Origin of the sequence: Labedaea rhizosphaerae (assembly GCF_004362825.1) — a bacterium.
Lineage (GTDB): Bacteria > Actinomycetota > Actinomycetes > Mycobacteriales > Pseudonocardiaceae > Labedaea > Labedaea rhizosphaerae.
Map to the genome: position 1 here is coordinate 589159 of NZ_SNXZ01000003.1, position 16120 is coordinate 605278.

At 69.2% G+C, this 16120-nt stretch carries 22 protein-coding genes; 4 read left to right on the top strand and 18 right to left on the bottom strand.

Annotation, left to right across the window (positions count from 1 at the left end):
* Positions 1 to 268: 268 nt before the first annotated feature.
* The 6 genes from dhaM to EV186_RS19820 all read right to left on the bottom strand — a co-directional run bounded on the left by dhaM (position 269) and on the right by EV186_RS19820 (position 4870).
* Complete coding sequence (gene dhaM, locus EV186_RS19795; RefSeq protein ID WP_133850800.1) at positions 269 to 916, bottom strand: dihydroxyacetone kinase phosphoryl donor subunit DhaM; 648 nt, start codon at positions 914 to 916, stop codon at positions 269 to 271.
* A complete protein-coding gene (dhaL, locus tag EV186_RS19800) occupies positions 913 to 1545 on the bottom strand; it encodes a dihydroxyacetone kinase subunit DhaL (RefSeq protein WP_133850801.1) in 633 nt (210 codons plus the stop codon). Before dhaL ends, dhaM begins: the two co-directional genes overlap by 4 nt.
* Before the next feature lie 5 nt (positions 1546 to 1550).
* Positions 1551 to 2552, bottom strand: a complete 1002-nt coding sequence (gene dhaK / locus EV186_RS19805; RefSeq protein ID WP_133850802.1) for a dihydroxyacetone kinase subunit DhaK — start codon at positions 2550 to 2552, stop codon at positions 1551 to 1553.
* A 75-nt stretch (positions 2553 to 2627) separates the two neighbouring features.
* Positions 2628 to 3671: a DUF3558 domain-containing protein gene (locus EV186_RS19810; RefSeq protein ID WP_133850803.1), complete on the bottom strand. Its 1044-nt coding sequence runs from the start codon at positions 3669 to 3671 to the stop codon at positions 2628 to 2630.
* Between the two features lie 126 nt (positions 3672 to 3797).
* The gene (locus EV186_RS19815; protein WP_208115693.1) at positions 3798 to 3977 is read right to left on the bottom strand and encodes a DUF397 domain-containing protein; all 180 of its coding nucleotides are present in this window, start codon (positions 3975 to 3977) and stop codon (positions 3798 to 3800) included.
* Positions 3978 to 3979: 2 nt separating this feature from the next.
* Positions 3980 to 4870, bottom strand: a complete 891-nt coding sequence (locus EV186_RS19820) for a helix-turn-helix domain-containing protein (RefSeq protein ID WP_133850805.1) — start codon at positions 4868 to 4870, stop codon at positions 3980 to 3982.
* A gap of 229 nt (positions 4871 to 5099) precedes the next feature.
* On the opposite strand from EV186_RS19820, the gene EV186_RS19825 reads away from it, so the two are divergent.
* From EV186_RS19825 to EV186_RS19840, 4 genes are all read left to right on the top strand, one after another.
* Complete coding sequence (locus tag EV186_RS19825; RefSeq protein WP_133850806.1) at positions 5100 to 5294, top strand: hypothetical protein; 195 nt, start codon at positions 5100 to 5102, stop codon at positions 5292 to 5294.
* Between the two features lie 319 nt (positions 5295 to 5613).
* Positions 5614 to 5889 (top strand): hypothetical protein, encoded by a 276-nt coding sequence (locus EV186_RS19830; RefSeq protein WP_133850807.1) that lies wholly within the window; start codon positions 5614 to 5616, stop codon positions 5887 to 5889.
* Between the two features lie 280 nt (positions 5890 to 6169).
* Positions 6170 to 6490, top strand: coding sequence for a hypothetical protein (locus tag EV186_RS19835; protein WP_133850808.1), 321 nt, complete (start codon positions 6170 to 6172; stop codon positions 6488 to 6490).
* A 33-nt stretch (positions 6491 to 6523) separates the two neighbouring features.
* Complete coding sequence (locus EV186_RS19840) at positions 6524 to 6805, top strand: hypothetical protein (protein WP_133850809.1); 282 nt, start codon at positions 6524 to 6526, stop codon at positions 6803 to 6805.
* A gap of 111 nt (positions 6806 to 6916) precedes the next feature.
* On the opposite strand, the gene EV186_RS19845 is transcribed toward EV186_RS19840, so the two are convergent.
* The 12 genes from EV186_RS19845 to EV186_RS19895 are packed head-to-tail and all read right to left on the bottom strand — an operon-like array spanning position 6917 to position 15927.
* Complete coding sequence (locus EV186_RS19845) at positions 6917 to 7195, bottom strand: hypothetical protein (protein ID WP_243754151.1); 279 nt, start codon at positions 7193 to 7195, stop codon at positions 6917 to 6919.
* 2 nt (positions 7196 to 7197) lie between these two features.
* Positions 7198 to 8202 carry a glycoside hydrolase domain-containing protein gene (locus EV186_RS19850; protein ID WP_133850810.1) on the bottom strand — a complete coding sequence of 335 codons (1005 nt, stop codon included), beginning with the start codon at positions 8200 to 8202 and terminating at the stop codon, positions 7198 to 7200.
* Positions 8199 to 8474 carry a hypothetical protein gene (locus tag EV186_RS19855; RefSeq protein WP_133850811.1) on the bottom strand — a complete coding sequence of 92 codons (276 nt, stop codon included), beginning with the start codon at positions 8472 to 8474 and terminating at the stop codon, positions 8199 to 8201. The genes EV186_RS19850 and EV186_RS19855 overlap by 4 nt, the downstream gene beginning before the upstream one ends.
* 8 nt (positions 8475 to 8482) lie before the next feature.
* Positions 8483 to 9160: a hypothetical protein gene (locus tag EV186_RS39480; protein ID WP_133850812.1), complete on the bottom strand. Its 678-nt coding sequence runs from the start codon at positions 9158 to 9160 to the stop codon at positions 8483 to 8485.
* Positions 9157 to 9420 (bottom strand): hypothetical protein, encoded by a 264-nt coding sequence (locus EV186_RS19865; protein ID WP_133850813.1) that lies wholly within the window; start codon positions 9418 to 9420, stop codon positions 9157 to 9159. Before EV186_RS19865 ends, EV186_RS39480 begins: the two co-directional genes overlap by 4 nt.
* A gap of 9 nt (positions 9421 to 9429) precedes the next feature.
* Positions 9430 to 10149: a hypothetical protein gene (locus EV186_RS19870; protein ID WP_133850814.1), complete on the bottom strand. Its 720-nt coding sequence runs from the start codon at positions 10147 to 10149 to the stop codon at positions 9430 to 9432.
* Between the two features lie 15 nt (positions 10150 to 10164).
* Entirely contained in the window at positions 10165 to 10296 is a 132-nt protein-coding gene (locus tag EV186_RS40520) for a hypothetical protein (RefSeq protein ID WP_279538309.1), read from the bottom strand.
* Entirely contained in the window at positions 10293 to 10829 is a 537-nt protein-coding gene (locus EV186_RS19875; protein ID WP_133850815.1) for a hypothetical protein, read from the bottom strand. The genes EV186_RS40520 and EV186_RS19875 overlap by 4 nt, the downstream gene beginning before the upstream one ends.
* A 19-nt stretch (positions 10830 to 10848) precedes the next feature.
* Entirely contained in the window at positions 10849 to 11967 is a 1119-nt protein-coding gene (locus EV186_RS19880) for a DUF5047 domain-containing protein (RefSeq protein WP_133850816.1), read from the bottom strand.
* On the bottom strand, positions 11967 to 13364 hold the full coding sequence (locus EV186_RS19885; protein WP_133850817.1) for a hypothetical protein: 1398 nt from the start codon (positions 13362 to 13364) through the stop codon (positions 11967 to 11969). The genes EV186_RS19880 and EV186_RS19885 overlap by 1 nt, the downstream gene beginning before the upstream one ends.
* The gene (locus EV186_RS19890) at positions 13361 to 15433 is read right to left on the bottom strand and encodes a phage tail tape measure protein (RefSeq protein WP_133850818.1); all 2073 of its coding nucleotides are present in this window, start codon (positions 15431 to 15433) and stop codon (positions 13361 to 13363) included. Before EV186_RS19890 ends, EV186_RS19885 begins: the two co-directional genes overlap by 4 nt.
* Positions 15433 to 15927, bottom strand: coding sequence for a hypothetical protein (locus EV186_RS19895; protein ID WP_133850819.1), 495 nt, complete (start codon positions 15925 to 15927; stop codon positions 15433 to 15435). The genes EV186_RS19890 and EV186_RS19895 overlap by 1 nt, the downstream gene beginning before the upstream one ends.
* Positions 15928 to 16120 lie beyond the last annotated feature (193 nt).

Here is a 16120-nt window from a genome sequence, read left to right on the forward strand (position 1 = left end):
CCACGCGGGCGACGATTCAGCAGGCCAGGTGTGCGCCGCGCCACGCATTTCGTCTCGCGCGCGCGTCGGCAGGGCCCCACACTCCCGGGGGCTTCCCCTCAGCCAGTTTATCGGGTTTGACGTGCGGAAATTGGCTTCGAGGCGAACATGTGGACAACTGATGGCCTGTGGAGAACTCAGGCCTTGGGCAACTCCTTACACCACCGCGGCCAACTCCCCACCGCACCTGGACGACAGGGTGTTGGCCAGCCAGTGGGCCAGGCAGACGTCATTCGTCGAAGTTGCGTTCGGCCAGTGCCCGAACCCGGTCCAAGGCTTCCTGGGCCGCGGGACCGGATGCGCTCACCGACACCGTGTCGCCGCCGCGGGCGCCCAGGCCCAGCAACCCCAGCACGCTGCGCGCGTCCGCGCTCGCGGCCCCGAACCGGACGGTCACGGTCGCGTCGACGCCGGTCAGCTCGCGGGCCAGGGTGGCCGCGGGCCGGGCGTGCAGGCCGATCTCGTTGGTCAGGACCACCTCGATCGTCGTGGTGTCCTCAGCGGCCACCGGTTCAGGCGAGCCACCTTCCGCCGCCGCGGCGACGGCGCTCACGTCGCCGCCGCCCTGGGCCGCCACGGCCGCCGCGACCGCGCCCTCGACCAGCGGCGCGTCCACCACGCGCACGTCCCCGTCGACCGACTCCGCCGCCATGTCGGCGACCATCTGCGCGCTGCCCAAGTCGAACAGCACCACGACCCCGGCGCCGCTCTGCGCGGCCTCGATCGCGGCCGTCACCGCCTCGAAGTCCGTGCCGAGCCCGCCGTTCGCGCCGCCCGCCGCGCGCACGGCGACGTCCGGCGCCATCTGGCCGGCCAGCTCGGCGACTCCCTCGGCCAGTTTCGCGCTGTGCGAGACGATCACCAGTCCGACCGTCATCGCGCGGCCACGTCCGCCAGCGCCCGCAACAGCAGCGAGGACGACCGGGCGCCCGGGTCGAGGTGCCCGGCGCTGCGCTCGCCGAGGTAGGACGCGCGACCCTTGCGTGCCACCAACGGGATCGTGGCCTCGGCTCCGCTGGCCGCGGCGTCGGCGGCCGCACGCAGCACGGCCGCCACGTCGCCGCCGTCGTCGGCGGCCGCCGACGACGCACGGACCGCGGGTTCGAGCGCGTCGACCATGGTCTTGTCCCCTGGTTCGGCCTTGCCGCGGGCCACGACGCCTTCCAGGGCGGCCGTCAACGCGGCGACCACGGCGGCCGCGTCCAGCTCGTCCGACTTGGCCGTCGCGGTCGCCGCCCGCAGGAATGCCGTGCCGTACAACGGGCCCGCCGCGCCACCGACCTTGGAGATCAACGTGGTGGCCACGGTCTTCAGCACGGCCGACGGCGTCTCTGGAGTGGCGCCGTCGAGCGCGGCGAGCACGGCGGTGAAGCCGCGGTTGAGGTTCTCGCCGTGGTCGGCGTCGCCGATCGCGCGGTCGAGCTGGGTCAGCTCGACCTTGTGCTCGGCGACCACGTCGGCCACGGCCTTGATCGCGGCGACCACGTCGGACGCGGTGCATCCCATGGAGCTCAGACCCCCCACCGCAAGGCCGGGGTGTGCACCGGCGCGTCCCAGAGCCCGACCATCTCGTCGTCCAGCTTGAGCAGCGTGAAGCTCATGCCCTGCATTTCCAGGCTGGTGATGTACGGGCCGACGAACCGGCGCTCGACGGTGATCCCCGCGTCGGCGAGCTTGCGCTCGGCGATGCCGTGGGCCAGGTACAGCTCGATCGGCGGGGTGCCGCCCATCGAGTTGGTGAACAGCAGCACGCGATCGCCCGCGGTGAACGGCAGGTCCTCCAGGATCGGGTCCAGCAGCCGGTCCACCAGCTCGTCGGCCGGCGCGATCTTCATCTTCTGCCGGCCCGGCTCGCCGTGGATGCCGATGCCGACCTCGATCTCGTCCTCGGCCAGGTCGAAGCTCGGCTCGCCGACGTGCGGCACGGTGCACGCGGTCAACGCGAGCCCCATCGAACGCACATTGGCGATCACGCGGTTGGCCAGCGCCTCGCACGCCGCCAGGTCATCACCGCGCTCGGCGGCGGCGCCGACGATCTTCTCCAGCAGCACCGTGCCGCCGACCCCGCGCCGGCCCGCCGTGTACAGCGAGTCCTTCACCGCGACGTCGTCGTCGACCACGACGCTGCGCACCTCGACGTCCTCGGCGGCCGCGAGTTCGGCCGCGGTCTCGAAGTTCAGCACGTCACCGGTGTAGTTCTTGACGATCAGCAGCACGCCCGCGCCGCCGTCGGTCTTGGTGATCGCGTCCTGCATCTGGTCCGGCGTCGGCGAGGTGAACACCGCGCCAGGACACGCGGCACTGAGCATGCCGCGGCCCACGTACCCGCCGTGCATGGGTTCGTGGCCGCTCCCGCCACCGGAAATCAGCGCGACCTTGCCGGGCACCGGCGCGTCCGCGCGATAGACCACGGCCGGGTCCTCCTGGACGGTGACCAGGTCGGCGTGCGCGAGCGCGAAGCCGCGCAGGGACTCCGCCACCACTGTGGACGGATCGTTGATGATCTTCTTCATGGCGGCCTCCCGCATTGGGCGCTTGGTGATCCGTTCCTACCCGCCCACCGCCGGTTGCGGAAGATGCCGATCAGATCATGGTGCGGGCAGCTTCGACTGGACCAGCTTGGCAGCGGTCAGCGCTGCCTCGCACGAGTCCTTGCCGCCGGGCTTGCCGTCCACGGCCACCTCGACCACCTCGAACCACGACGGGTCGACGTCGGGGTTGTCGCCGGTGACGGGCTTGTGCTTCCACGAGACGGTGCACCCGTCGCCGCTGGAGTCCTTCTCGGAGATGCCGTCCACACTGTTGACCTTGACCGGCTTCGGCGACTCGGTGGCCACGCTCGACGGGTCCGGGCCGAGCAGGTAGTGCACCCGCACCGTCTCGCCGCCGCTCTCGGCGGACCAGTTGCAGTCGTGCGGGTCGGCCTCGTCGTCGGGTTTCGCGCTCCCGGCGAGCACCGAGGTCGCCTCGCTGTCCGACAGCGAGGCACAGGGGTCGAGGTTGACCAGGTTGCCCTGGGCGACGCGGTAGAGCGAGCTGCCCGCCTTGATGTTCTTGACCACCGACTCCAGCAGCTTCTTGCCCAGGTCGCAGGCGTCGCCGCCGTCCCAGTGCACCTGCAGCGTGATCGACCGGTCGGGGTCGCGCTGGATGATGCCCTCGACGAAGCACGTGCCCTGGCTGATCGTGTCGTCGGTGGTCGCGGTGAGCCCGGCGACGGTGGTCTTCGGGTCGTCGTCACCGACGTAGGTGTGCTCGTCCAGCGTCACGTACGCGCGCGGCACGCTGCTGTCGCCCTTGACCGTGAAGAAGCACTTGTTGTAGTCCTGCAGCTCCGGCTGCTCGGGCTCGCCCGAGCTGCCCATGATCGCCTTGGTGTCGACCAGCCCGCACGGGTAGACCAGGCGCAGCTTGTCCCGGGCGTAGATCGGGTCGACCGGGTGCCCGGGGTCCTCGGACCCGGTCGGGCCGCCCGTCGGCGACGGGCCACCCGTCCCGCTGGTGACCGCGGTGGCCGGGACGGTCGTGCGCTTGAAGGTCTCCTTCGCCGTGTTCACGGTCGTGCCACAGCCGGCGAGCAGGGCCAGGGCGCATGTGGACGCGAGCAGGGCGGCGATACGGCGAACGGTCACCCGCGCACCGTATCGGACGCCCCGCCTCCACCTGGCCGTATCCCAAGATCGTGGGACAAACGTGGGACGGGACAGCAGAGCGCCCCGGGTCGGCGGTAGACCCAGGGCGCTCTGGTTTAGGAGGTGTCAGCCGACGTTGCCGGACTTCACGGCGACCGTCAGCGCACGCACGTCAGCGCGCAGTGTCGGGCCGTCGGGGTTCTTGCTGTCACGGATGGCGCCAAGCCGATGAAGCTCTACGCATTGGCCGGTGTCGCCGCTGCGGCTGCTCTTACGCCAGCCATCTGGGGTCAGATCGGGACGCATCTTCACCCCTCTCTTGTGCTCTCGCGGGTATCACTGGCCAGCTTACTGATGGCCTCGACAGTGTTTTCCGGTGACAGCGAGAGCGCTTGCAGACGGTCAAACGTAGTTACGTACCGCTCGATGTCGCTCAGGCGCTCCTGCCACATTTCGCCGTTGGCGTTTTCCAGGTACACGCAGTCCATGGATGCGGTCGACATGCGGTAATCGTCTGGGAATCGCAGCAGCGTGAACGGGCCCTTCATCCCCGGATGCTCGCCGACCGCAAACGGCAGGATCTGCAGGCGGATGTTGGGCCGCTGAGCCATCAGCACCAGATGCTCGAGCTGACGCGCCTGGACCGCCCGCCCGCCGGTGGGCCTGATCACCGCAGCCTCGTTGAGCACGAGGTTCAGCTGTGGCGGCTTGGCGCGGTCGAGGATCGCCTGACGCGCACGGCGCAGTTCGACCGCTCGGCGCAGCGACTCGTCGTTGACCGGCGACACGCCGGCGCGCATCACGGCCTCGGCGTACTCCGGGATCTGCAGCAGCCCGTCGACGAGCTCGGCCGAGTAGGCGTTGATCACCGTCGCATCCGATTCAAGGTCGACGTAGGTCGCGAACCAGTCAGGCACCGTGTCCGAGTACGCGACCCACCAGCCACGGTCGTCGGACTCCTCGGCCAGCCGGATGAGCGTGTCCATGGTGGGAGCGCCGACGCCGCAGGCCTGGCAGATCAGCCGGACGTTGCGCGCCAAGATCGCTGTCCGGCCGTTGAAGATCTTGCTCAGTGCGCTTGTGCCGAGGCCGGTATTGCGAGCCAGCTCGCTCAGGTTCTGTCCGCTGACTTCCTTGAGGCGCTGCAGCTCCTTGCCTAGCTTGCGGCGGCGCAGCGTACGACCGGGGCCAGGAGCCATCGCGGTCGGTCCTCCTTCTGTCGTGGTGTACGCACAGTCTGCCGCTTGATCACCGTCGGTTGACAGCCCGGTTCACCCGATCGGACATGGCACTCAGGAAATTTCTTGGATACGGTTTCCTGGCGCTCGGTTCGCCGAGTGGCACCCGCTCCGGCCGGCCCAGCTCTCGCGGGCTTAGGCGCAGGCCGGAGCGGGCAGATCGGTGCCCACACACCCATGGAGTAGAGCCATGCCTGGCGAGATGGTCAGCCTCGACCTCGTGCCCGCCCGCGACCGCAACGGCCGTGAGACCTCGATAGCGGTCGGTCACACCGACGACGGCTGGCTCGCGATCGGTCCCGCAGAGGCCCCGATGTGCGTCTACGGTCCGGGGACAGCCGATCTGCTGGAGAAGATCCACCAGCACCTGAGCGCGACCATCTGATGTTCACCTGGCATCCGATCATCCGGCACCGATCTCGGGCCATGCAGCGGCGCGAACGGCGTCTCGGCGAGCTCCTCGGCGCGCCGCCGGCCATCCCTACGACCTCCGTCCCCATGCAGGTCGACAAGCCGAGCGCGCCTCGGTCGTTGCGCCATCGTCCGCCGATCGTGCGAGACGCGCGCACCCACATCGTCGTGTCCGGCTCGGCTGACCCCTCCCACGAGGCCGAGCCGGGCACGGCCCCCCGAACAGCGATCGGCCGGGTGTGCCATCCCGAGGCCACCCGGTCGGTCGCTCCCACCGCCTGGAGCACACCGTGATGACCGATCAGCCCCGCGTTCGCCGGCCGATCCCGTCCGAGGGCGAGTGGGGGCCGGGCGTCGCGATCGGCGTCGACCAGCTGCACTGGATCGCGCCTGGCGCGGTGGCCGAGCTGCGCGCGATCCGTGACACCTACCGAGCGGCGTGCGACCGGATGATGTGGCGGATGCCCGAGACCCGAGACTCGCATTGGGCGAGCTGGCCGCGGTGCGGGGCCTGCCAGCGGGCCGCCGACCGCCACGTCGCAGCACAGCGGAACACCGAAGAGGGCTGACCGTGTGCAGGCGTGTCTACGACAGCGAAACCAAGAGCTGGACGAACGAGTGGGTCGCGTGCAGCGACCCGGACTGCCCCGGCAGCAAGCAGAACCAATCGAACAAGTGAGCCGCCGCCGAGCTGCCTGCAGGGAAACTCGCGGCTCGGCGGCCGAGCCCGGGCTGGCTCGGACGGGAGTGGACGCTCGTCCTGGAGACGCCCGGGCTCACCCACGTAACACACAGAAACCGTCCTGCGACCTCACGTTCAGCACTCGACACCATCGCCCAGGGGGAGCTGTGTCCGAGCAACCGAAGGCCACCACGAAGGCCGCCGGCCTCATCCTCAAGATCGCCGCAGGCGTGCTCGGCCTCGTCGTGGTGATCGCCGTCATCGTGACCATCGCGTCCGGCTCAGGCGACAAGGGTGACCAGCACGACGTGCGCAGCTATCCCTGCCACGACCCGGACGCCACCCACCAGACCACGCTGTACGTGGACTACACCGCGCGGACGTGGCACAGCGAGAACGGCCAGACGCACTCGCTCGACGGGGACGAGCGCCAGGTCTTCAATGCGTTCCTGACGGCCTGCGCGCCGAACCCGGCGCCGTCCATCTAGGCCAACCTCGAACGTATGTGCGATAGTCGGCGTATGGCCGACAACGCACCACCGCAGACCTGGCCAGCCACGCTGCGCGCGGCCGCCGAGGTACTCAACTCCTACGCCGATCGCGCCGAGGTGCACTGGAACGCCCGTGCAGGCTGGAACCCGGACGCGTGGCTCACGTGGGCGCACCGCGGCGCCGTGTCCCTCGTCGAGGGCCGAGCCCGCGAGGTGGCGGCCGAGCAAGAGGAGATGGCCCGCCGGCGAGCAGTGTGGGACCGGCAGGACGCCGAACCAACTGCTGGGCCCACCCAGCGTCAGACGTCGTAGTCGGTTCGGGGCGCACGTCTTCAAGCCACACCAGAAGCGGACCGAAGCAGTGGCGGAACCTGCTATGGGAGATCCAGCCACGGCATGCGCGCCGGCGGCATGCAGAGGCGGTCACGGGCCCGCCGCCGGCGGAACGTATGTGGGTTGCTTCGCCGACCCCATCAGGATCCGGCTCAGCCAGCTCGGCACCTTGGACTCCAGCCACCGCAGCAGCGGGTACACGGCGGCGCCGATCACCAGCGTGAGCACCTGATCGCCGAGCCCGTCGAGCCAGCCCGCGACCGGGGCGAGCACCGGGATGCGGGTCACCAGCCAGGCGATCAGCGCGGCCCACGCGATGGGCCACACCGTGCGCAGCCACGCCACTACCTTGTCGTTCAGCGTGTCCATGATCAGGCCCCTGTTCCGGCCGGCGCGGTCGCGGTCAGGGCGGCGCCGATGCGCGCCACCACGTCGTCGGCGAGCTCGGCCGGCACGGCTGCGCGCACCGCCTGCTCGATGATCGGCAGCATTTGCGCTGCGTTCTCTTCGGCGGTCGGCGTGTGCTTTGCCACCGCGTCGTCGACGATGCGCGTGACTGTCGCCTCATCGAGGTTCGGATCCTTGACCAGCTGGGCGACCAGGCCCGGCAGCGCAGCCAGCGCGGCGAGCTGCTTGGACATCGCGCCGACCGTCTGCGCGATCGGTGGCGCGGTCCACCCGGTGCCGTGCGACCCCTGGAACAGGCCGATGTAGACGGACTGGATCTGGTCTTCGGCTGTCTTGCTCAACTCGTCCTCCGTTCCCGGCAGCGGACCGTCCAGCCGCCAGTTGATGTCCACCTCGACGTCGAGGTAGCGGCGAGTGCCGCGGTTGTCCTGCCAGAACGTGAGCCAGCGCGCGTCCTCCGCCGAGGGCATCGAGCCGGCCAGCCAGTGCCATGTCACGGCGTTCGCGGCCCGGCAGGCGCGCAGAACCTCGAGGAACCCGTACATGCCTGCCAGGGCCTTGCCCCACACACTGGCGAAACCCTTCGCGTACTGCACCGCCTGCGGCACCTGCGCGGCCGTGGCGTGCGCGTCCGCGGCCGGGCAACCTGCCACCGAGCCGAAGCCCTCACGCTTGACGTCGGCGAGCACCGTACGAGCCGCGGCCTGGCCGGCGGCGTAGTCGTTGGCGTCCTTCCACGCGTCGTCAACGCCGAGCTCGCCGACGACGATCAGCTTGACGCCGTGCTTGGCAGCGGCTTGCCGCTCGGCACTGGTGATCTGCTTACTCTCGGCGCCGAGGCCGCTGTACCGGATGGCGCCCTCGACGCCGTCGGCAGCGAACGCCGCGTAGAGCTTGTCCCAACCGGCCTTCGGCACGGCGCGGAAGTCGACCCAGCGGCGCCGGCCATTGAGGTTCAAGGCGGTCACGAGACGATCTCCGGCCAGTGCCAGGTGCCGGGCGTGCGGCCGGCGGGGCCGGGCTCGATCTGGTTGTCGATCTCCTCGTTGACGACCTCGGTCGGCATCGCCATGTCCTGCGGCGTGAACACGGCGAGGCTGACGGTCGGCGCCTCGGCGGTGCCGGTGATCTCGGTGACGATCGCCGGGCGGCAGTACTTCGATTCGTTGCCCCCGGCGTCGCGGTTGCCCTGTGTGAAGTGGACAATCCGGCCGATGCTCGGCGGGGTTGGGCTGGTCATCGCTTACCTCATCCGGATGGGAGTGGAAGACCGTCGTCCGATGTGGACGTCGGCGTGGTGGTTGTGGTCTCGGGTGGCACGGTGCTGCAGGCGTAGGCGGGCGCGGCGTCGTCGGTGTTGGACCGCACGCAGTCGTGGCGGGTGCCGTCGGCGTCGGTCCAGGACCAGGTAGCTGGCGGCTTGCCGTCTGCGCCCCGGCACTGGTCTGGCTCGGCGAGACACGGCGGGCTCTGCCCATCGACGCCGTTGCTGCCGTCGGCACCGTCCTGACCGTCTGCGCCGTCGGCACCGTCCTGGCCGTCTGCGCCGTCTTTGCCTTGGCAGTGCGACGGTTGCGTGAGACAGGGTGGGCTCGTGCCGTCGCGGCCGTTCACGCCGTCGCGTCCATCGTGGACAATGGGCGCCACCGGGACGGACTGCTGCACGCTCTTCGCCTGCTGGCACGCCGAGCCCAGAGCCGCGGCTGCCGCACCACCCTCGCGGCACGCTTCGGCTACCTGGTCGGCGAGCGATCGTGCCTGCTGCTGCGCGGTTGTCTTCTCGCCCTGCGCGCTATTGGCCTGTTGCTGTGCGGTGGTCTTGCCCACGTTGCTGATCACGCTGGACGCGAGCAGGTAGACCACCGCAACGGCGAGCGCGCCAATGGTCGCGGTGGTTCCGTTGAGCCAGCGGCGAACCTTAGTCATGACCGACCACCTCTGCGGCACTGCGCGAGTTCGTCTTCCAGTGCGCGGCGCCGTTCCATTTCCTCGTCGAGGCGCTCCTGCAGTCGGTCGCCCCGGGCTTCGGCGGCCTCCCGCCGGGCGTGCACCGACGTGAGCTCGACCGTGTGGCGCTGGTCGCTGACCGACTCACGGCGCAGCAGCCGAGCGAACAGGAACAGCACGATGCCGCCGACGCCGAGCTGAGGCGCCGACTGCGCGAGACCGTCGAGTACCGCACCCACCGCACCCCCTCAGACCGCGACCGCGGTATCGGCGGGCGCGCGGCCCATGTCCTCGACGATCATGTGGAGGTCGTAGCCGCCCGCGCCGGTCATGGTCAGCGTGTGGATCGTGCTGCCGGCCGAGGTGCAGAAGCAGAGCAGGAACGAGTAGGTGGCATCAGCGCCCGGGTACACCTCGCCCGCGAGGTTCATGGTCGCGAGCCGGGAGTTGCTGCCGTCGTTGGCTTTGACGAACGTGTGGGCGCCGGACACGATGGTGTCGGCGGTGCCCGCGGCGGTTCCGCCGGTCTTCTGCGTGATCTTCACGTCGGCGACGTTCGTGCCGTCGCTGCCGGTGCCGTCGATGTACCCGCCGTCGATCCACACCCGGTAGTGGCGGCCGGCCTTGAGCGCCACGCCGTCGAGCCGCAGCACCCCGGTGTAGGCGTTCTGCACACCGGAGTTCACTTTGCTGCCGGTGAACGCGCCGCGCGCGATGGTTCCACCCGCGAGGTTGGCGTGCACCCACCCCGTGCCGACGATGTAGCGCTTGACGGCGTACCCGGCGGACACGTCGATGACGTGCTCGTCAGCGACCGGCGAGGCGATGGCGCCCGTGGTGGCCACGACCTGCAGCCCGGTCGAGGTCAGCGCCTCCAACCGGTCAGCGATCGCCTTGGCATCAAACGGAACGTTCGGCGGGTCGCTCAGCACCGGATACGGAACGTTCCACTGTGGAGTCGACGGCATCGGGGATCGCCTTCCTCAGACCAGTTTCGACGGTGCCCAAAACGCGGACACCGACAGATACGCGTTGTTGACCGGATCGGCTGCCATGGCGGAGTTGGCGCGTAGGCGCACCGCCAAGGTCGCGGTGCTGCCCGGTGTCACGTTCATCGCGTACGGCTGCGCGTACACCATGGGCGCGAAGTCGCTGGCTTGGCGGTGAAGATGTTCTCGCCAGCCACGAGGCCGCCGTTGACCGTGATCTGGAACTGGATGCGCCGCACGAGGGTCGCCGAGTTGAACACATAGCCCGACGACCCCATGCCGAAGTTCACCGAGTTCGCCCAGTCGGGCACTTGGAACTGAACGGAGACAACGTCTGCGGCGGTCGTGCCAACCGCGAAGTTGGTGGCCTGCGACTGGGCGTAGGTCACGAAGGGAACGTTGACGTTGTTCACGCCGTCGGGGATGGCCAGCCGTCCGAGGATCACCATCTGTGAGCCGACGATCAGCACACCGACGGGCATGCCCACGCGCAGCACGGTTCCGTAGCCCTGCACGAGGGTGGGCAGGTTGACCAGGTCCACCCCTGCCACTCGGACGACGTTCTCACCGGTCTGTGGGTTGTACTGCACGATCAGGCCTTGCCGGTAACCGATCGGCTGCGCGCCTTGGGCAACGCCTGGGGTCTGCGCACTGGCCATCGAGATCAGGTCTGCGAGATCAGCCATCGTCGCCCCCGAACTGCTGGCGGGTGGTGGCCGACATCGCCGAGCCGGGGACGAGCGGCACGGTGAAGGTGTCGAGGATGTAGTTGCGGGTGGGAGTGTCGGCCTCGTACTCCAGGCCCACCACGTCCCCGCCCTCCAGCGCGGGGTTGACGATCGACTGGAAATCCATCGTGGACGGCAGGCCGATTGATTTCTGCAGCATCGCGGTCGCGGCAGCGTCGGCTTGGGCCTGGGTGACGATGAACGATGAGCTGTAGAACCTGGGCACCTGCCCGTATGGACCGAACCAGTAGGTGGGGCTCGCCACGTTGAGGTCGAGCGCGATCCCGCGCACGCTGGCCGTGGTGTCCGACGCCTGATCACCGGTGGCGACGACCGCGTTGTAGACCCCGGAACGGCTGCGCGATCGCGAAGCCTTGACGAGGACCCCGCCGGCGCCTTCCTTGACCGTCCACACCGGCGGATCGGCCAGGCTCGGCGCGTCGACGAGGTAGAACCGGCCGTCGTATCCGGCGTAGAACTGCTTGCCCAGCGCGTCGGCGATGTCCTGCAGGAACGCCTGCCGGTCCTCCTCGAGCACGTGGCTGGTGGGGAACGTGGTCGAGTAGGCGGCGAAGTCGTAGGCGACGCTGACGCCGGGCAGCACTTCGCCGATCAGGGTGTCGAAGATCAGCCCGACGCTGGCACTGGTGTCGAACTGGCGGGGCTGGGTGACCCGGGCGTCGACGAGCGCGGACATCCGGTCCTGACCGGTGAGGTGCAGCTGCCCCTGGGGTGCGTCGTCCTGCGATACCTCGTAGAGCCGGAAGTACCCGAGACCCACCCACTCCGTCGATCCGTCGGCATAGCGGATGCCCCGCTCGGCGAACACCTCTGCGCCGTAGGGGTTGAGCGCGCCGGTGACGTCCTGCTCCCATGGCTCTTGCACGGTGATGTCCAGCGTGGACCGCACCACCGCAGTGACGTCGACCTTGACGTCGCCGCCGGTGAGCGCCAGCGGGACGCCGGCCGGAGCGACGCCGATCTGGTTGGGGGCGCACAACGTGACCCGCGACGGCGCGGCGTGGCTGCCGGTGAGGGCGTCGAGAAAGCGTGCGGAGACGGGGCGCATCAGGGCACCACCACGTCGGGGACGCCGGTCATGTCGATCACGTCGGCGTAGGTGGGCTCCCCCGCGAGCAGCGCGGCGTAGGTGGCGTAGGTGTTGAGCACGCTCTGGTAGGTGGCGGTGATCGGCACGATCGACGAGCTCGGCGCGGCCACCTCGACCATCGGCAGGTCAAAGAACCGGCGGGTGGTGCGCTTGCTGTGCTGGCTGCGTGCGACGTCGCCGACCCAGAAGTAGCCGGTGGGGATCGGGCAATCGTCGGTGTCGGGTGGCTGCAGGAAGACCACGTCACCGGCGGCAAGCCGGGCCTCGAGGTCGGCGGCGTCGGTCAGGGTGGGCGTGGTGACCTGCAGGGTGAACTCGGCGCCGCCGCGCAGGTCGGTCACGGCGATGCCCAGGGTGCGGGCGATGATGTCTTGCGCGCCGCCGCGGGCTCGCCGGGTGATGGTGCCGATGTCGGTGACGGTGATCTTGCGGGACAGGTAGGCGCGGCCGATGTTCTTCAGCCACACCCCGGTCTGCGCCGGGGTGACAGTGGCGGTCTCCTGCGTGACGTACGCGGCGCGCGGCACCACGATCGACGCGGCCCGGCTGGCCGCAGCCACGCCGCCGGTGACGGTCACGGTCTGCGCGGGCACCGCGGTGTTGGCCGCGTAGTCACCGAACCCGAGAACACCAAGCGTGGCACCGGACCCGGCAGAGCTGGACCCGTAGGCGAGCTGGCCCCAGCCGGACAGCGCGACGGCGGTCGACGCCGCCTGCTTCTTGAACGGCCGCAGCGCGAGGCTGCCCGCGTCGGGCACGACGAAGCCGGGCACCGGCACGTTCTGCTGGCTGGCGTTCACCACGGTGGCCGAGGTGCTCGGCGTGGTGCTGCCGTTGCGCAACGCGGCGATGGCCGCGAGGGTGTCATCGCCCGCCACCCCGCCGGAGAACGTGACGGTCGGCGCGGTCACGCCGGCGGTGTAGCGGCGGGTGAACACGCGCAGGGACGTGCTGTCGTAGATGAGGGTCCAGCCCGCGGGTGTGTTCGCCGAGCCCGCCGTGCCGCGGATCCCGGCGACGAGGTACAGCGCGTCGCCCTCGGCGACCCCACCGGGCAGGGTCGGCGTCACGGCGGCGTTGTTCGCCGACGCGACGGTGCCCGTACCCGCCCACACCACGTCCGCGCTATCCACGTAGGACACGCGGTACATCGTCGGCACGCCAGCCGGGTACTCGTAGTCGTCCAGCCGGCAGCCACCGGCGAGCAGCGGCACCGCCTCGCCACCGCGCACCGTGGTCCACACCGTGCCGTCCAGGCTGCGCTCGAACAGCGCGGTATCGGCGGTGCCGGGCGCAGCCGCGGCCACCAGGCGGACCCGGCCGGCGGCGTCGTCGAACGTCGCGGTCAGACTCATCGGCCTGCCCCCGCCATCACCTTGCGCACCACCGCGCGCGTGCTGCTGGCCACCCGGACGTCGATGAAGTCGGCGAGCGCGCGGTCTTGGGTGTGGATCTCGATCACGATCGGCTGGCCGTCGCCGACCATCGACCGGGTGGTGGCGTTGCTGTGCACCTCGGCGCCGCGGGGCAGCGTCACGAGCTCGGGGCCTTGCTCGCCGACCATGGCCATACCGCCACTGAGGACGCGACCACCAGTAGCAAGGTGCGGAATGTCGGGGATGTGGTTGATGCTCACGCCCGGCAGCAGATTGATGCCGTCGATGACCTTGTTGGCAACCCAGATCACCGAGTGGTTCACCAGGTCGATCAGCCCGTTCACGGCCGCCTTGAAGCCATTAACGATTCCTTGACCCATTTTCGAGCCGAGATCAGAGAACCATTTTCCGACGCCAGAAAAGACATTCTTTATGTCCTGCCAACGCTGGCCAAACCACGCCTTTACGTTCCCCCAAGCGGCCTGCACTCCACGCCAGGCGCCGACGAAGAAATTGCGAATCGTATTAGCCACGGTGGACGCTATGCCCTGAGCCCACTGCCAAGCAGCTACGAAGGCGTGCGCGACCGCCAGCGCTACTGACTGGATAATGTGCCACGCACCGATCCAGAAATCGCGGAACGCGGCCGAGTTCTGCCACAGGTAGATGATCGCGGCCACGAGCGCGGCGATGACCGCGATAATCACGCCGATCGGGTTGGCTTCCATCGTGGTGTTGAGCGCAGCCTGCGCGGTCGTGAGCGCGGTCGTGATCGCGGCCCATGTCTTGTAGGCGGCGATGATCAGGAGCACGGGTCCGGCCATGGCGAGGAGCACACCGAGCAGCACCTTGAGCCAGTTCCAGTTCTGCTGCACCCACGCGACCGCGATCTGGAACGCGGCGATCAGGGGCTGCAGGATGGCGATGAACTTCGCGACGCCGGGGATGACCACGCCCCCGACGATGTTCACGGCCCACTGCTGGAACCCACGCTTGAGGGACTCGACCTGCTGCCCTGGACCGGATGACAGGACCTTGCCCATCTTGTCGGCTGTGCCGCTGAGCTTGGTCATGCCGGCCTGCGCCACTGCGTTGGCCGGGTTGAGCGCGTACAGAGCTGCGCCTAGGTCCTCGGCCTGCGTACCGAATAGGGCCACAGCTGTCTGCGCTCGCTTGGCTGGGTCCTTAATGGCGCCGAGCCGCTGCAGCACCAACTCGAACGCCTTCTCCGCACCGGCGCCCCCATGCGCGAAGGCTTGGGTGGTCTTGTCCACGTCGAGGCCGAGCGTCTTGAACCCTTGCGCGGTCAGCTTCGAGCCGTCGATGGCACGGATGGAGAACTCTTTGATGGCGTCCGCGACCAGGTCGGTCGAGCGCGCGCCGGCGCGCATGCCCTGGTTGATCAGACTCAGCGCCAGCGGGCCGTCGATGCCGAGCTTCTTGAACTGCACCGAGTACTCGGTGAGGGTGTCAAGCCCGTCGTCGGCAAACGTCGGGATTTGCTGAAACCCCTTGGTGATCAGGTCAAACGCAGCCTGGTAGTTGGGGACCAGGCCGCTCTGCACGAGACGGCCGGCCGCGCGGGTGAGCTCGTCGGCGCCCACCTCGAATGTAGACGACAGGTTCGTGACGTATCCGGCGAACTTCTCGACGCTGTCACGGCCGATGTCGTCGATGCTTCCGACGTTCTGGACCACTGACTTCACCGAATCGGCGATCTGGTCCATGCCCTCGCCGAAGCCCTTGGCGTACAAGTCCCCGGCGATCTGGCCGTACTTCGCTGCGGCGTTCGGCGTGGTGCCCAACTGCGCACCGAGCTTGCTACCGAGGTCGGCCTGACTGATGGCGTCGTTCACCAAGTCCGCGACGCCACCGATGGCCACGGCACCAACAGCGAGATTGCGGAAGCTGCGGACCGCCGAGCCCACCGACTTGTCGATGGCGCCGGAGAACCGCTCGATGGCGTCGCCGCCCTTCTTGGCTCCCTTCTCGAGGTCGGTCGGATCACCGGCAATCTTGATCTTGATCGTGCGCTGCCCACCGGACATCAGCGATCACCGCCAAACGCGCGCTGAATGCCGTCTGCGGCGGCGTTCCACTCGCGGCTGATCTGCGCCGCGCGGCTCTCCACGGTGGGAAACAAGAAGTAGCCCTGTCGGCCGCGGTGGGGGTGCCACTGGCGTCCGATGGAACCGTCGTACTTCATGGCCGCGTACCAGCCGGATCGGGCGTTCTGGCCGAACTCCGCGCCGAACACCAGTCCCCACGCCGGTGCGTTGTTGCGGCCAAGCTTCATAGTGCCGCCAGCGACGATGACCGGCACCCGGTCGCGCAGAACCTTGATGGTGCGCGCGACGAGACGTGCCTGCGGCCCCTCATGCTGAGCATTGCTCTTGGCGGCAGCGGCGACCACCACGGCGATGCGCTGGGATGCGTCGCGCAGCTCGGCGCTGGCTTCCTTGGGGAGCTGGCGGAACGCCTTTAGCGTGTCCTGTACGCCATCGATGCGCACGGTCAGGGTGATCGCGGTTTTGCCGGCCACTGCGCACCTCCCTCGGGGGCCGGGCGGCTGTCCACTGTGGTCAGCCGCTCAACTGGACGCCTGCCCACTTCCCTGCGCGTGGACGTCGGTCCGGGCCGCCCGGCCCCGGGGACCTGTTGTGTGCCTTCTCGCTCTCCCTCAGCAATGCCCACGCGGTCGAGATAAGCCGTGGGTCGCGGTCGAGCAGCTCTTC

Coding starts and splice junctions, on each gene's coding strand:
- EV186_RS19870 (WP_133850814.1), bottom strand. CDS start 10,149: ATGCCGTCGACTCCACAGTGGAACGTTCCGTATCCGGTGCTGAGCGAC.
- EV186_RS19830 (WP_133850807.1), top strand. CDS start 5,614: ATGACCGATCAGCCCCGCGTTCGCCGGCCGATCCCGTCCGAGGGCGAG.
- EV186_RS19880 (WP_133850816.1), bottom strand. CDS start 11,967: ATGCGCCCCGTCTCCGCACGCTTTCTCGACGCCCTCACCGGCAGCCAC.
- EV186_RS19825 (WP_133850806.1), top strand. CDS start 5,100: ATGCCTGGCGAGATGGTCAGCCTCGACCTCGTGCCCGCCCGCGACCGC.
- dhaM (WP_133850800.1), bottom strand. CDS start 916: ATGACGGTCGGACTGGTGATCGTCTCGCACAGCGCGAAACTGGCCGAG.
- EV186_RS39480 (WP_133850812.1), bottom strand. CDS start 9,160: ATGACTAAGGTTCGCCGCTGGCTCAACGGAACCACCGCGACCATTGGC.
- EV186_RS19855 (WP_133850811.1), bottom strand. CDS start 8,474: ATGACCAGCCCAACCCCGCCGAGCATCGGCCGGATTGTCCACTTCACA.
- EV186_RS19845 (WP_243754151.1), bottom strand. CDS start 7,195: ATGGACACGCTGAACGACAAGGTAGTGGCGTGGCTGCGCACGGTGTGG.
- dhaK (WP_133850802.1), bottom strand. CDS start 2,552: ATGAAGAAGATCATCAACGATCCGTCCACAGTGGTGGCGGAGTCCCTG.
- EV186_RS19875 (WP_133850815.1), bottom strand. CDS start 10,829: ATGGCCAGTGCGCAGACCCCAGGCGTTGCCCAAGGCGCGCAGCCGATC.
- dhaL (WP_133850801.1), bottom strand. CDS start 1,545: ATGGGATGCACCGCGTCCGACGTGGTCGCCGCGATCAAGGCCGTGGCC.
- EV186_RS19890 (WP_133850818.1), bottom strand. CDS start 15,433: ATGTCCGGTGGGCAGCGCACGATCAAGATCAAGATTGCCGGTGATCCG.
- EV186_RS19820 (WP_133850805.1), bottom strand. CDS start 4,870: ATGGCTCCTGGCCCCGGTCGTACGCTGCGCCGCCGCAAGCTAGGCAAG.
- EV186_RS19885 (WP_133850817.1), bottom strand. CDS start 13,364: ATGAGTCTGACCGCGACGTTCGACGACGCCGCCGGCCGGGTCCGCCTG.
- EV186_RS19840 (WP_133850809.1), top strand. CDS start 6,524: ATGGCCGACAACGCACCACCGCAGACCTGGCCAGCCACGCTGCGCGCG.
- EV186_RS19815 (WP_208115693.1), bottom strand. CDS start 3,977: ATGCGTCCCGATCTGACCCCAGATGGCTGGCGTAAGAGCAGCCGCAGC.
- EV186_RS40520 (WP_279538309.1), bottom strand. CDS start 10,296: ATGAACGTGACACCGGGCAGCACCGCGACCTTGGCGGTGCGCCTACGC.